The sequence below is a fragment of the Bradyrhizobium sp. USDA3010 genome (genome assembly GCF_056429065.1).
Genome location: NZ_JBWJZD010000005.1, coordinates 237,697 through 252,077, shown reverse-complemented (window position 1 = coordinate 252,077; position 14,381 = coordinate 237,697). Strand labels below are relative to the sequence as shown.

General features: G+C 65.8%; 12 protein-coding genes. 7 read left to right on the top strand and 5 right to left on the bottom strand.

Annotation, left to right across the window (positions count from 1 at the left end):
• Positions 1-33 precede the first annotated feature (33 nt).
• Both AC066Y_RS11260 and AC066Y_RS11255 read left to right on the top strand, forming a co-directional pair.
• Positions 34-492: an N-acetyltransferase family protein gene (locus AC066Y_RS11260; RefSeq protein ID WP_478273992.1), complete on the top strand. Its 459-nt coding sequence runs from the start codon at positions 34-36 to the stop codon at positions 490-492.
• Positions 493-652: 160 nt separating this feature from the next.
• The gene (locus AC066Y_RS11255; protein ID WP_478273915.1) at positions 653-1,684 is read left to right on the top strand and encodes an MBL fold metallo-hydrolase; all 1,032 of its coding nucleotides are present in this window, start codon (positions 653-655) and stop codon (positions 1,682-1,684) included.
• A gap of 14 nt (positions 1,685-1,698) precedes the next feature.
• Here AC066Y_RS11255 and AC066Y_RS11250 read toward each other — a convergent pair whose 3' ends face one another.
• Together AC066Y_RS11250 and AC066Y_RS11245 are read right to left on the bottom strand one after the other, a co-directional pair.
• Complete coding sequence (locus AC066Y_RS11250; RefSeq protein ID WP_478273914.1) at positions 1,699-2,913, bottom strand: amidohydrolase family protein; 1,215 nt, start codon at positions 2,911-2,913, stop codon at positions 1,699-1,701.
• A 122-nt stretch (positions 2,914-3,035) separates the two neighbouring features.
• Positions 3,036-4,232 carry an RluA family pseudouridine synthase gene (locus AC066Y_RS11245; protein ID WP_478273913.1) on the bottom strand — a complete coding sequence of 399 codons (1,197 nt, stop codon included), beginning with the start codon at positions 4,230-4,232 and terminating at the stop codon, positions 3,036-3,038.
• 141 nt (positions 4,233-4,373) lie between these two features.
• On the opposite strand from AC066Y_RS11245, the gene AC066Y_RS11240 reads away from it, so the two are divergent.
• Positions 4,374-5,312, top strand: a complete 939-nt coding sequence (locus AC066Y_RS11240; protein ID WP_478273912.1) for an alpha/beta hydrolase — start codon at positions 4,374-4,376, stop codon at positions 5,310-5,312.
• Between the two features lie 264 nt (positions 5,313-5,576).
• On the opposite strand, the gene AC066Y_RS11235 is transcribed toward AC066Y_RS11240, so the two are convergent.
• Both AC066Y_RS11235 and AC066Y_RS11230 read right to left on the bottom strand, forming a co-directional pair.
• Entirely contained in the window at positions 5,577-6,911 is a 1,335-nt protein-coding gene (locus AC066Y_RS11235) for a replication-associated recombination protein A (RefSeq protein WP_478273911.1), read from the bottom strand.
• Between the two features lie 8 nt (positions 6,912-6,919).
• Positions 6,920-8,278: a DegQ family serine endoprotease gene (locus AC066Y_RS11230; RefSeq protein WP_478273910.1), complete on the bottom strand. Its 1,359-nt coding sequence runs from the start codon at positions 8,276-8,278 to the stop codon at positions 6,920-6,922.
• 344 nt (positions 8,279-8,622) lie between these two features.
• On the opposite strand from AC066Y_RS11230, the gene AC066Y_RS11225 reads away from it, so the two are divergent.
• Positions 8,623-10,221, top strand: a complete 1,599-nt coding sequence (locus tag AC066Y_RS11225) for an OprO/OprP family phosphate-selective porin (protein WP_478273909.1) — start codon at positions 8,623-8,625, stop codon at positions 10,219-10,221.
• A 73-nt stretch (positions 10,222-10,294) separates the two neighbouring features.
• Here the strand turns inward: AC066Y_RS11225 and AC066Y_RS11220 are convergent, their stop codons facing one another.
• Positions 10,295-10,675, bottom strand: coding sequence for a winged helix-turn-helix transcriptional regulator (locus tag AC066Y_RS11220; RefSeq protein WP_478273908.1), 381 nt, complete (start codon positions 10,673-10,675; stop codon positions 10,295-10,297).
• Positions 10,676-10,793: 118 nt separating this feature from the next.
• Between AC066Y_RS11220 and AC066Y_RS11215 the strand changes: the two genes are divergently transcribed.
• The 3 genes from AC066Y_RS11215 to AC066Y_RS11205 all read left to right on the top strand — a co-directional run bounded on the left by AC066Y_RS11215 (position 10,794) and on the right by AC066Y_RS11205 (position 14,374).
• Positions 10,794-11,807, top strand: a complete 1,014-nt coding sequence (locus tag AC066Y_RS11215; protein ID WP_478273907.1) for a zinc-binding alcohol dehydrogenase family protein — start codon at positions 10,794-10,796, stop codon at positions 11,805-11,807.
• A 297-nt stretch (positions 11,808-12,104) separates the two neighbouring features.
• On the top strand, positions 12,105-13,184 hold the full coding sequence (locus AC066Y_RS11210) for a phosphotransferase (RefSeq protein ID WP_478273906.1): 1,080 nt from the start codon (positions 12,105-12,107) through the stop codon (positions 13,182-13,184).
• A 62-nt stretch (positions 13,185-13,246) separates the two neighbouring features.
• Positions 13,247-14,374 (top strand): Rv3169 family protein, encoded by a 1,128-nt coding sequence (locus tag AC066Y_RS11205; protein ID WP_478273905.1) that lies wholly within the window; start codon positions 13,247-13,249, stop codon positions 14,372-14,374.
• Positions 14,375-14,381 lie beyond the last annotated feature (7 nt).

Below are 14,381 nucleotides of genomic sequence, written 5' to 3'. Positions count from 1 at the left end.
ACACCGTTCTCCTCTCCATGGAAATTCAGTTCAATGACATCAGTCGCTTTCCGCCAGGCACAACCCGCCGACCTTCCGGCGATCATCGCTCTCCTCGCCAATGACGTCCTGGGGCAGCAGCGCGAGGACCCAAGCTCGCCGCCGAACCCACGATACGTCGACGCTTTCAAAGCTATCCTCGCCGATGCCAATCAATTGCTGGTCGTAGCGACCCTGAACGACGAGGTGATCGGGACCCTTCAACTCAGCTTCATTCCCGGAATGGCACGCCTGGGCGCGCGGCGCGGGCAGATCGAGGCGGTCCGAATTGCCGAGGCCCACCGCGGCTCGGGCGTCGGGCAACAGATGTTCGAATGGGCGATTGCGCAATGCAGGGCGAGAGGCTGCGATCTCGTGCAGCTCACCACCGACAAGGCGCGCCCCGACGCGCACCGCTTCTATGAGCGATTGGGATTCGTCGGCAGCCATATCGGCTACAAGTTGATGCTCTGAGCTTGCCGCACCGTGCGGCGAGACCGACCAGCTGCGTGATCACAACACCTCGATGCGGCGCGGCCGAGCGTTGTGATATCGCGCCGGCTTTGGCAGTCTCGCTGATCACCGGAACGACGCGGGAGCCGACAGCATGCGGCAGTTCATTCTTGCGACACCCTTGCTGGCCGTCATCTGGCTGCTGCTGCCGCTTCCCGCCCAGTCGGCGCCCTGCCTGCTCGTCACCCTGACCGGCACCATGAGCGGTCCCGCCTTGCGCAATGGCGTCGCGGGCGCCGGCACACTCGTGCGCTACGGAGACGACAGTGCCGATTGCGGGACGCTGAAGCTGCAGTTCGACGCAGGCCGCGGCACCGAACTGCGGTTGTCACAACTGGACGTCGAACCTGGCCAGATCGACGCCGTCTTCCTCACACATATGCACTCGGATCACACCGAGGGCCTCGTCGACCTCCTGCTCGCGCGCTGGAACTGGAATTCCGGCGGGCCGAAGCTCGATGTCGTCTGCAGCAGCGATGCGCCCTCGCCGCTCGGCTTCACGTTGAGCTGCGGCAAGTTTGTCGCGCATATCGGCGACGCCTTTATTCAGTCCGGCGAAATCGCGCAGCGGGTTTCAGAGGACAGCAAACGATTGACGGGCGGACCTGCCGAACTTGTGCATCTCATCACATTCGAGCCGACGGGCGAGCCACAGGTGATCTGGTCGAAGGGCGAGGTCCGGGTGAGCGCGATCCGCTCGGCCCACATCGCGGGCCATGCCTCCTATCGCGTCGACACGCCGGCCGGCAGCGTCGTGATCGGCGGCGATGCCAGCAATGACAGTGCCGCTCCGCCGCGGGCGACGTCGACGTCGGCGCAAGTCGAGAAGCTGGCACAAGGCGCCGACGTGATCGTGCACTCGACCATGCATCCCATCATGGGTCCGGAGCGCGACAGCGGCATGCCGCCTCCCGTGTTCTACCGCCAGAGCCTCGCGCCCGACCTCGGCGCCATGGCAAAGCGCGTGGGCGCCAAATATTTGATGCTGACCCACCTCGCGCCACAGGTCGGGGCGACGCACCACGGCCCCTACAAGGTCCCCGGGGGCGCGCTCACTGAAGGTGACTACCGCGCCGCCGCCGAGGCCGGCGGGTTTGCCGGCACGACGATCGTCGGTTCGGATCTCGCCACCTTGCGCCTTCCCGCCAGATAGGCCGACGCAGCCGTTCACGGCTTCTGATAGATCACGTGACCTGCACGGATGGTGGTGCTCACTTTCGCAAGATTGGCAACGTCGCTGAGCGGATCGCCGTCGAGCACCACGAGATCGGCGTCAAAGCCCTGCTCCACCTTGCCCTTCTTCTCGGCCTTGAAGAACCGCGCCGGATTTGTCGTCAGCGAGGCCAGCACCTGGCGTTCCGACAGCGCTCGGTGCATCAGCTGGAATTCCTGCGTGGTGTCGTACAGCGTGGTGAAGCCGACGTCGGTGCCGAACAGCACGGTGCCGCCGTTCTCCGAGAACTGCTTGAGCTGGTTGACGGTCGCGGCCACCAGACGGTTGGTGACGTTGGGGTCGAGAACCACCGTCGTGAACAGCGACAGCGTCGGGATCAGCGCAGTCCCCTGCGCCTTGAACCGCGCCAGTTCATCCGCTGTGTAGCCGGGCTCGCTCGGCGTGGTGTGCGCGAGCACGTCGACGTCTGCTACGATCACCGTCTCGACGCCGATCTTGTTCTGCGGATGCGCGAACACCGGCCTGCCCTGCGCATGCGCAACGTCCACGGCCGCTTTGGCGATCGCCGGGTCCATGTTGATGACGGGCTTATCACCCATGAACGCGCCGGTGAACAGCTTGATGCCGTCCTCGCCCATCGCAAGCCAGTCGCGCGCCCACTTCGCCGCCTCCTCCGGCGTCGCGGCTTCGGGAAGCTGAATTTCGGGCGGCAGGTAGACGGGATGCCCGCCCTTGGGAAACACGTTGCCGGCGAGCAGGATGGTGGGACCGGCGACTTCACCTGCTGCGATGCGCTTGCGCAGCGGCAGCGTGTTCCGTGGATCGGAGCCGAGATCCCAGACCGTGGTAAAACCCCATCGCGTCAGCATCTCCTGCATGTGCTGCGTCAGCGGCGCGGCCGGCGCCTCGCCGGCGTTGTGCCAGACATGTTCCGTGAAATGCACGTGGCTGTTCCAGAACCCGGCAACAACAGTCTTGCCGCTGCAATCGATCAGGCGCGCATCCGATGGCAACTTGACGTCGCCGGACTTGCCGACCGCACTGATGACGCCGTGCGTGATCACGATCGCCGCATCCGGCAGCGCAGCCGCATCCGCCGATGCGTAAAGCGTGCCGCCGCGGAGCACCACGGTCTCGGCATGTGCCGCCGCAGAGGCGACGGCCGAGCCAATGAGGAAAAGCACGACGCGTAACCAGGTCCGGGTCATGGACAGCCTCTTTGATGGGTGCATGCCGGCAACGACCGGCGCGCGGCAACATAGCCGCGGCGCGATGAGCCGCTTTGATCGTTCTTGCTGTCGCGACGGATATCGGGAGGCCGCGTCCGCCGTCACTCCTCGGGTGCGTTCTCGATCGGGTCGAAGCGATCGGCCTCGAGTCCGAGCAGATTCCAGGATTGCAGCATGTGCGGCGGCAGCGGCGCCGTCGCATCGATCACGCCGCCGCGCGGGTGCGGAATCACGATGCGGCGGGCGAGCAGATGCAGCCGGTTCTGCAGGCCGCCCGGCAGCTGCCAGTTTTCCTTGTTGAAGTATTTGGGATCGCCGACGATCGCGTGATCGATATGCGCCATGTGGGCGCGCAATTGATGGGTGCGGCCGGTCACCGGCTTGAGCGACACCCAGGCGAGCTTCGTCGCCGAGGTCTCGACCACGGCGTAATAGGTCACGGCGTGGCTGGCGCCCTCGTCGCCATGCGCCGCGATCCGCATGATGCTGTCCTCCTCGCTCTCCTCCTTGGCGAGATAGGTCGAGATGCGGCCCTGCTTCGGCTTCGGCACGCCGGCGACCAGCGCCCAGTAGATCTTGCGCGCGGAGCGATGACGGAACGAGCCGGTCAGAGCGGTCGCGGCGAAACGCGTCTTGGCGATCAGCAGGCAGCCCGAGGTCTCGCGGTCGAGCCGATGGACCAGCCGCGGCTTCTGCCCCTTGGCATCGCGCATCACCTCCAGCATGTCGTCGACATTGCGCGTGATGCCGGAGCCGCCCTGAACCGCCAGACCTGCGGGCTTGTTCAGCACCATCACGTCGGCGTCCTCGAACAGGATCATGTCCTTGAGATCCTGGAGGGTCTTCTTCGCCGCTTCAGACAGGCTGGTGGCCGCCTTCGGCGTATCGAGCCGCAGCGGCGGAATGCGGACGCTCTGCCCTTCTTCCAGCCGGTCCTTGCTGTCCGCACGCTTGCCGTTGACGCGCAACTCGCCCTTCCGAACGATACGCTGGATGTGGGAAAACGACAGGCCGGGGAAACGCGCCTCGAGAAAGCGGTCGACGCGCATGTTGTCCTCGTCCGCCGTCACCACCACGGTCTGCACCTTGGTCGGCAGCGGCGGCGGCTCGGCGACGCTCTTCTCCGGCTCGGGCACGAATGGCTTGGGCGCCTGCTGCTTGTCGCCAAGGCGCACCGCTGTTGACTTGCCGCCCGCACGATGCGCCGGCCCCCGCTCGGCGGCCGGGCCGCGATGGGGACGCGCGCCTTTGGCGCGGTCGGCGGCTGGGCGGAGAGGTCTCTTGACGCGGCGGCTCATGGGGTTGCAACTCCGAAGTTAAGCCCGTGGGTAGCGCAAATGCCGCGAATCGTCACGGCGAAATCGGTACGAATCCGGCACAACATCGGCCATGTTCGGCCGCATCAGGCAATCGACGGGAGCCGTGGAAGGAGCTTTGGAATGAGACTGGCGGTATCGGCTTTGGCGGCGGCCCTGATGCTCTCCGGCCCGGCGCTGGCCCAGCAAGGCCCGATGCCGGAAGAGCTGGCCTGGAAGCTCCTGGAACTCGGCCGCGTCGTCGACCCACCCAAGACGGCGGCCCTTTACGCACCGATGCAACAGAAGGAGCCCTATCAGGGCGTCAAGGTCGAGCGCGACGTCAAGTATGGCCCTGCCGACCGCCATCTGCTCGACGTCTTCACGCCGGACCCGGCGGCGGCGCCCCGGCCAGTGCTGATCTACATCCATGGCGGCGGCTTCATTGCCGGCAGCAAGCGCAACCCCGGCAGCCCGTTCTACGACAACGTCATGCTGTGGGCCACCAAGAGCGGCTTTGTCGGCGTCAATGCCACCTACCGCCTGGCGCCGGCCTTTCCATGGCCGGCAGGCGCCGAAGACATGGGGGCGATCGCGCAGTGGGTTGCGGAGAACATCGCCAGCCGCGGCGGCGACCCCGGGCGCATCTTCCTGATGGGCCAGTCGGCCGGCGCGATCCATGTCGCAAGCTATGTTTCCCACGGCGAATTCCACAAGGTGAAGGGCGGCGGTCTTGCCGGCGCGATCATGGTGTCGGGCATCTACGATCTGACGGCTTCGCCCGCCGGCGATGCCGAGCTCGCCTATTACGGCTCCGATCCGTCGCGCTACGCCGAACGCTCCTCGTTGCAAGGCCTGCTCGCCAGCCCGATCCCGTTCCTGATCACCGCGGCCGAGCTCGATCCGCCGCGCTTCGTCGAGCAGTTCGAGCTGTTGAAGCAGGCGAGCTGCAAGCGGCCGAGCGGCTGCGCCCGCAGCTTCATGCTGCCGCAGCACAGCCACATGTCGGAGGTCTATGCGATCAACACGCCGGACACGCGGCTGACGGACGAGATTCTGGACTTCGTGAAAAGCGTCAAGTGACGCACGAGAGCAATATGAAGTTATGGGCCGTCGCAGCGGGCGCTGCCAAAAAGATCGAGAACAACCCCATGCAAAGTAGCCGGCGGCGGCCAGCGTTCGACCAAGCAACTTGACACGTCGGGCAACTCAGAGATATATTTCTAATATCCCGAAGTTGTGCAAGTTGCATATGGCATTTGCGGGCTTCTGCAACTGACGCTCCCGCGCTGCGGGCCGGAACGGGAACACGCGTTGTTCGCGGCCGCAGCCTAAACTCGTCCTGCTCTAGTTCCCGCCGCGCTCCTTGCGCAGCCGCTGCCAGTAATCCAGCCGCTTGCGGATCTCGCGCTCGAAGCCGCGGTCGGGTGGATCGTAGAAGGTCTGGCGTCCGAGCGCTTCCGGGAAATAGTCCTGGCCGGAGAACGCGTCGGGCGCGTCGTGATCATACTGATAGCCGGAGCCATAGCCCTCCGACTTCATCAGCCTGGTCGGCGAATTCAGGATGTGCTTCGGCGGCAGCAGCGAGCCGCCCTGCTTCGCAGTCTGCATCGCAGCGCCAAACGCAGTGTAGACTGCATTCGATTTCGGCGCGGTGGCGAGATAGACCACCGCCTGCGCGATCGCGAGCTCGCCCTCGGGCGAGCCGAGGAAATCATAGGCATCCTTGGCCGCGTTGCAGACCGCCAGCGCCTGCGGGTCGGCGAGACCAATGTCCTCGACGGCCATCCGCACTACGCGTCGCGCCAGGAACAGCGGGTCCTCGCCGGCATCGAGCATGCGCGCGAGATAGTACAATGCAGCATCCGGATCGGAGCCGCGTACCGACTTGTGCAGCGCCGAGATCAGATTGTAGTGGCCGTCGGCCGACTTGTCGTAGATCGGCGCGCGACGTTGCAGGATGGCCTGCAACTGCTCGGCGTTGAACACTTCGCCCTTGCGCGCGGCGCGCCAGACCTCCTCGGCTAATGTCAGCGAGGCGCGGCCGTCACCGTCGGCCATCCGCACCAGCACGGCGCGCGCTTCCGCATCGAGCGGCAGCGCCTTTCCCTCGATCTTCTCGGCATTGGCAAACAGCCGTTCGATCGCAGCCGTATCGAGCGAGTGAAACACCAGCACGCGAGCACGCGACAGCAGCGCCGCGTTGAGCTCGAACGACGGGTTCTCGGTGGTGGCGCCGACCAGCACCACGGTGCCGTCCTCCATCACCGGCAGGAAGGAATCCTGCTGCGCGCGGTTGAACCTGTGCACCTCGTCGACGAACAGCAGCGTGCCCTTGCCGGTCTCGCGCCGGGCCCGCGCGGCATCGAACGCCTTCTTCAGGTCGGCGACGCCGGAGAACACCGCCGAGATCTGCTCGAAATGCAGCTCGGTGGCGTCGGCCAGAAGCCGCGCCACCGTGGTCTTGCCGGTGCCGGGCGGTCCCCAGAACACCAACGAGCCCAGCGTCCGCGTTTCCAGCATGCGGGTCAGCGCGCCGTCGGGACCGAGGATGTGATCCTGGCCGACGACGTCGGCCAGCGTGCGCGGGCGCAACCGGTCCGGCAGCGGGTGTGGCGCGTCCTGCTCCATCCCCGCCGCGGCGAACAGGTTGCTGGCCTCGCGCGGTTGCTTCGGGCTCACTTGGGGCCTCATCCGCCGAGCGTCACGTTGATCTGCTGGCCGCCGCGCACCAGCGTGATGCGCCAGATCCGCGACCCCGCCTTCGACACCTTGTCGAGGTCGCTGGTCCGCACGATCTTCTCATTGTTGACCGCGAGAATGATGTCGCCCTTCTGGAAGCCGACATTGGCGGCCGTGCCGTCATCGGCGAGCTCGGTGACGACGACGCCCTCCGCGCCGGCGTCGAGATGCAGCTCATCGGCCAGCGCCGGCGAGATGTTGGCAACCCTGGCGCCCTGGAACGGAGAACGCGCGGTCAGCACGATCTCGTCGCGGTTGGTGTCGGGCGCGGTCTCCAGCGGCACGGTGAGCTTCACCGGCTTGCCGGCGCGCTGCACCTCGATCTCCGCGTTGCCGCCGAGCGGACGGGTGGCGAAGCGGTAGTCGAATGCGTTGGGATCGTCGATCGGCGTCCCGTCGATCCCGACGATCAGATCGGACAGTTTGAGTCCGGCCTTCGCCGCCGGGCTGTTCGGCGCGACATTGGCGACCAGCGCGCCGGTCGGCAGCTTCAGCCCGAGTGTCTCCGCGATCTCCGGCGTGACGGCCTGCAGCCGCGCGCCAAGCCACGGCCGCTTCACCGCCTTGCCGCCGCTCTTGGCGGAGGCCACCACCACGCGCACCATGTTGGCTGGGATCGCAAAGCCGATGCCCTGCGAACCGCCGGAGCGCGAGAAGATCGCGGTGTTGATACCGGCGAGCCGGCCGGTCATGTCGACCAGCGCGCCGCCCGAATTGCCGGGATTGATCGCCGCGTCGGTCTGAATGAAGAATTGATAATCCGTGATCCCGACTTGCGTGCGCGCCAGCGCCGAGATGATGCCGTGCGTCACGGTCTGGCCGACGCCGAACGGATTGCCGATCGCCAGCACGACGTCGCCGACCTGCAGCTGGTCCGAATTGGCGAAGTCGAGCGTCGCGAACTTCTCCCTGTTGGTCTCCTTCAGCCGCAGCACGGCGAGGTCGGTGCGGCTGTCCTTCAGCACGATCTCGGCCTCGTATTCGCGCTTGTCGGCGAGCGAGACCTTCACCTGGTCGGCGCCCTCGATCACGTGATTGTTTGTGACCACGAGGCCGGAGCCGTCGACCATCACGCCGGAGCCGAGCGAGCGCTGCATCTGCTCGGGCTGTTGCCCCGGGACGCCGAAGAAGCGGCGGAAGATCGGGTCGTCCAGAAACGGATTGCGGTTCTGCACCGTCTTGGCGGCGTAGACGTTGACCACGGCCGGCTGCACCCGCTGCACGATCGGCGCATAGGACAATTGGAGCTCGGCCTGCGAGGACGGCACGCGGCGGTCCTGGGCCGCGGACGGGGACAGATTCCCCATGAAAGCCAATGTGCACAGAGCGGATATGGCAGCGAAGCGGACGGGTCGGAGCATTCTCACCTCTCGTGGAAACGCCGGAATATAGGCGTGTTCGCCGGGCAATTGAAGGGCGCCCGGCCGGATAACTGGCCCCCGCCGGACCGGTGCAAAACCGGCGGCAGCCGCGTTGAAGCGCGCCGCCAAACTCCTATGATGATTGTCATCTCACTGCGCCGCTCCGCTTGTTGCCTGCGGACAACAAGAGGAACTGCGATGCCAGGCGGCGCTGTCGTGCGTCAGTCACGATCAACTCCTAGGACGTTTCAGTGAGTGAGTGGGGAATTCAAACACAACAGGGGTGCACAATGGGTGCGACAAAAGTTGGTGCAATCGCCATAGGGCTGGCAGGGGCGCTCGCCGCCTCGCCGGCCTATTCGCAATCGGCCGGAGGCGGCAGTGACGCGGAGATCGCGCTGCTGAAGCAGCAGCTGAAGATGCTCGAGCAGAAGCTCGACAGACTGCAGAAGCAGACCAATGCCAATACCGCGACCGCAGCCAGCGCGAACGCCAACGCGAAGGCGGCGGATGCCAAGGCCGCGCGGGTCGCGAGCGCCAACGCCGCGATCCCGGTCAAGGGCCCGGTCGCGCCGTCGGGCGTCGTGGTGACGCTGCCGAACAACCGGCCGACGATCTGCACTGCGGATGAACAGAACTGCGTTGCGATCACGAGCCGCGTGCACTGGGATGTCGGCGGCTACGACTATCGGCCGAACACCGCAAGTACCTCGCCGCAGAAGCTCGACAGCGGCGAGAACCTCCGCCGTGCCCGCATCGGCATCGTCGGCAAATTCTTCGGCGACTGGAATTACGCGCTGATCTACGACTTCGGCGGCTCGTCCGACGGCTTCGGCGGCGCGGCACCGGGATCGCTGCCGGGCGGCGGCACCTCCGGCGTCGAGAATGCCTATCTGAGCTACACCGGCTTCAAGCCGTTCGGCGGCAAGATGGCGATCGAAGGCGGCATCATGGACATCCCGTGGACGCTGGACGAATCGACGAGCTCCAACGACATCCTGTTCATGGAGCGCGCCTCGGTCGGCATCATCGCACAGAACATCGCGGCCGGTGACTTCCGTTCGGGCGCCGGCACCCGCTGGTGGAACGACCAGCTCTGGATCGGCGGCTATGTCACGGGACCGACGACGGGCGCGATTCACTCCGCGTCGTCAGCCGCGCCGGCCGGCACGTCCGAGCAGTATGGCGGTGTCATCCGCGTCGCCGGCAATCCGATCAGCGGCAAGAACTACTCGGTGCATATCGGCGCCGATGCGGAATGGCTGGTCCAGCCGCCGCGCAACCAGCTCACCCAGGCGCAGACGCTCACGCTGAACGACCGGCCCGAGCTGCGCATCGACCCGACGACGCTGATCTCGACCGGTGCGATCGCCAACGTCTCCGGCGCGCAGGTCTACGGCGTTGAGGCGGCCGCGACCTACGGCCCGTTCATCGCACAGGGCGAGTACTATTGGTTCAATGTCGACCGCTCTGCGAATACCGGGCTGCCGCCGTTCGGCGCGCCGAGCCTGAAATTCGACGGCGGTTACGCGCAGGTCGGCTACGTGCTGACCGGCGAGAACCACGCCTACAATCCGGCAACGGCCTCCTATGGCGGTATCAAGCCGCATGATCCGTTCTCGCTTGCCGGCGGCGGCCTGGGCGCGTGGGAAATCGCCGGCCGCGTCAGCACGATGAACCTCAACGACCAGGTCGGCCAGGCCGTCGGCATCGCGGGCGGACGGCAGACCGTCTACACCGCCGCGCTGAACTGGTACGTCAACAACAACGTCCGCTTCATGCTGAACTACCTGCACGGCGACATCGCCAAGCAGGCCTCGGCGACCTCGCCTGTGGATGCCGGCTCGAAGTTCGACGCGGTCGCGCTGCGCACGCAGGTTGCGTTCTGACGCGATCTGATCAGCGCCGATAAACAATGGCCGGGAGCGACACGCCGCTCCCGGCCTTCTTCATTCCAAATTGTCAGGCCGCACGCTTCGACTTCTTCACGACGACCTCCGGCACCGGCGCGCAGGACAGCCGTTCCTGATGGCCCTCGCCCCAGGCTTTCAAAATATCGATCACCGGACGCAGGCTCTCGCCGAGTTCGGAGAGCGTGTATTCGACCCGCGGCGGCACCTCGGCGTAGACCTTGCGGGTCACGAGGCCGTCGTCCTCCAGCGCCCGCAGCTGCTTGGTCAGCATGCGCTGGGTGATGCCGGGCATTCGCCGCCGCAACTCGCCGAAGCGCTGGGTGCCGGCCTGCAGGTGATACAGGATCACGCCCTTCCACTTGCCGTCGATCAGGTCGAGCGCCGCCTCGACCGCGCAGCCCGGCCGGCGCGCAAAATTCTGCCGTTTCATCGGTAATTTCCCAATAGTATACAAACAGGGACTAGTTCCCTGAATTTACAGTACTTGCCAAAAGGACGCCAGCACGACAGGTAAGGCGGCAGGCAATCGCCCACCACGGAGACCAGGCATGAAGGCCGTCGGATATCAAAAATCGCTGCCGATCGAGGCGGCGGATTCGCTCGTCGATTTCGAGATCGCCAAGCCCGAACCGAAGGGACGCGACGTCAGGGTCGCGGTGAAGGCCATCTCGGCCAACCCGGTCGACTACAAGGTGCGCAAGCGCGCGGCGCCGACCGACGGCAGCTACAAGATCCTCGGCTTCGACGCGGCCGGCGTGGTCGACGCCGTCGGGCCCGACGTCTCGCTCTTCAAGCCCGGCGATGAAGTGTTCTACGCGGGCTCGATCCTGCGCCAGGGCACCAACTCGGAATTTCATCTGGTGGACGAGCGCATCGTCGGCAACAAGCCGGCATCGCTCTCGTTCGCGCAGGCCGCCGCCCTGCCCCTGACCTCGATCACCGCGTGGGAGCTGCTGTTCGATCGGCTCGGCGCCGTGCCGGGCAAGAGCCTCGATCCACGCACGCTGCTGATCACCGGCGGCGCCGGCGGCGTCGGCTCGATCCTGATCCAGCTTGCGCGCCGCCTCACCGGGCTCACCGTGGTTGCGACCGCGACGCGGCCGGAGTCTCAGAAGTGGTGCCGCGATCTCGGCGCGCACGCGGTGATCGACCACTCGCAGCCGATGAAGGAGCAGATCGAGAGCTTGAGGCTGCCGCCGGTCGGCCTCGTCGCCAGCCTCACCTTCACCGACCAGCACTACAAGTCGATAGCCGATTTCATCGCGCCGCAGGGCAAGTTCGGCCTGATCGACGATCCCGCCGAATTCAACGTTGCCGCGTTCAAGGGCAAAGCGGTGTCGGTGCACTGGGAATCGATGTTCACGCGCTCCTCGTTCCAGACACCTGACATGATCGCGCAGCATCATCTGCTGAACGACGTTGCCGACCTGATCGACAAGGGCGTGCTGCGCACCACGCTCGACCAGACTTTTGGCACCATCAACGCCGCCAACCTCAAGCGCGCCCACGCGCTGCTGGAAAGCGGCAAGTCGCGCGGCAAGATCGTGCTGGAGGGCTGGTAGGAATCGCTGCATAGGGTGGATTAGCCGATTACGTCCGCCGTAGCCCAACGAGCGACGGCGGAAGGCGTAATCCACCGCGCCATGCGCCAGAAGCGGCGGGTTACGCTGACGCTAACCCGCCCTACGCCCTACGCGGCGTGCGAGATATCCCCACAGGCCGGCGCGTGGCTTTGCCAAAGCCATGACATCGCCTGTATGATTTGCGCAACGATCACCCCGTGCTCAATCCGGCCGCGCGAGACGCGGCCGGAACGGTGGTGACGCCCCAAGGGGATACACGGGGATGGGAGGAAATCGATGAGTTTGCTCACGGCCGATCCGTCGCGGATCGATCCGGAGTGGATGACGCGGGCGCTGCGCGAAGCCGGTGTGATCGACCAGGTGAAGGTCGTCGAGCTCGTCTGCAAGCCGGTCGGCAATGGCCTCGTCGGCGACAGCTATCGATTTCATCTGACCTATGACGGCGATGAGCCGAACGCGCCCTCAAGCGTCGTCGGCAAATTCCCGGCCGCGGATCTCGACAGCCGCCGCTCCGGTTCCGCGCACACGCTCTATGTCCGCGAGGTCGCGTTCTATCGCGAGCTGGCGGCCACCGTCGACATTCACACCCCGCGGCCGATCCTCGCCGAAATCGATCCTGCGACCGACGACTTCACACTGATCCTGGAAGATTTGGCGCCCGCACGCCCGGGCGACCAGCTCGCCGGATGCGCGATCGCGGACTGCCTGACGGCGATGCGTGAGGCCGCCGCGCTGCATGCGCCGCGATGGAACGACCCGACGCTCGACGCGGTGCAATGCTTCGTGGTCGCCGCAAGCCGGCGCAGGGATCTTCGCGCGGTGCTGCCCGCCATCATCGGTCACTACAAGGAGCGATATCACGGCGTGATCGAGCCGGAATTCCTTGATCTGATCGACCGGCTTCCGGACGCGATACTGCGCTACCAGTCCGATCGATCGGTGCCGCGAACCCTGCAGCACGCGGACTTCCGGCTCGACAACATGCTGTTCGAGGTGCGCGGCAACACCCGTCCGATGGCCACGCTGGATTGGCAGACGCTGACGGTGGGGCCAGGCATCGTCGATGTCGCCTATTTCCTGTCAGCCGGTGTCGATCCGTCCGAGCGGCGGCTTCATGAAGCCGATCTCGTGCGGTTCTATCATTCCGAGCTGATCCGGCGCGGCGTGCGGGACTATGGCTGGGATGATTGCTGGCGGGATTACCGGCGCTACACGCTGCATGGCATCATGATGGGCGTCGTCTCGGCGCTCAGCGTCCAGCGCTCCGAGCGGGGCGACGCACTATTCCTGAAAATGACCCGTGGCGCCTGCGCGCAAGCGCTGGACCACGACAGTTTTTCATACTGGCAGGACTGAAGCGCGATCGGGCGAAATGGCTCCCGTGAAGACAACGCGTCAAGACAGCGAAAGGGATCGGCGTGCTCAACAAACTGGACGACTTCCCCATCCACCAGACGCCGGAGCCGATCGCGGTTCCCTCGACCAGCGACCGCAATGTCTATGACCGAACCTGGTTCAACGGCTACACCGCCGACGGCGCGTATTATTTCGGCATCGGCATCGCGATCTACCCGCACCGCAAGATCCTCGATTGCGCCTTCAGCGTCGTGGAGCGTGGTGGACGGCAGCATTGCTTCTACGGTTCGCGGCGGGCGCCGCTCGAGCGCACCGAGATGCAGGTCGGCCCGTTCAGGCTGGAGGTCATCGAACCGATGCGGCGGACGCGGGTCGTGCTCGACGACAATGCGACGGGTCTCGCCTGCGATTTGACCTTCTCCGCACGCACGGCCGCGATCCAGGAAGCACGGCAGACGCTTTGGTCCGGCGACCGCCGCGCGATGGACTCGACCCGGTTCGACCAGTTCGGCCGCTGGAGCGGCGTCGTGCGCCACCCCGATGGCGAGATCAAGGTCGACGATCACACGTGCTACGGCACCAAGGATCGCTCCTGGGGCGTGCGCAATGTCGGCGAACGCGATGTCGGCGGCGCGCCGATGCCGCCGCCGAGCGTGTTCTTCCTTTGGGCCCCGCTGGTCTGGGACGACCACATCTCGCACGCCATCTTCTTCGACGGGACGCATGGCGAGGCGCTGGTCCGCGAGGGCATCACCGCGCCGCTCTACCGAAGCGAGGCAGAAATCCCCGGGGTCGTCGATGGGCTCGACCGCCGCATGGCGACCGCGCGGCACCGCGTCAAATACGTCCCGAACACGCGCCTTGCCCAGTCCGCTGAAATCGACCTGGTCGATATCGACGGCCACACCTCGACCATCGCGCTCGATCCGATCCTGAAATTCCAGATGAAGGGCCTCGGCTACGGTCATCCGCAATGGGGCCAGGGCATGTGGAAGGGCGAGCTCGAGATCGGCGGCGAGTCGTTCAACCCCGTCACGCTGGATCCGCTGGCCCGCGAGAACGTGCACGTGCAACAGGTGGTGCGCGCCCGCCAGGGCGACCGGACGGGTATTGGCGTCCTAGAGCAGATATGCTTCGGCCCCTACCGTCCGGCCGGCTTCAGCGAGTTTCTCGACGGCGCCAAGGGTTAGCAAGGGT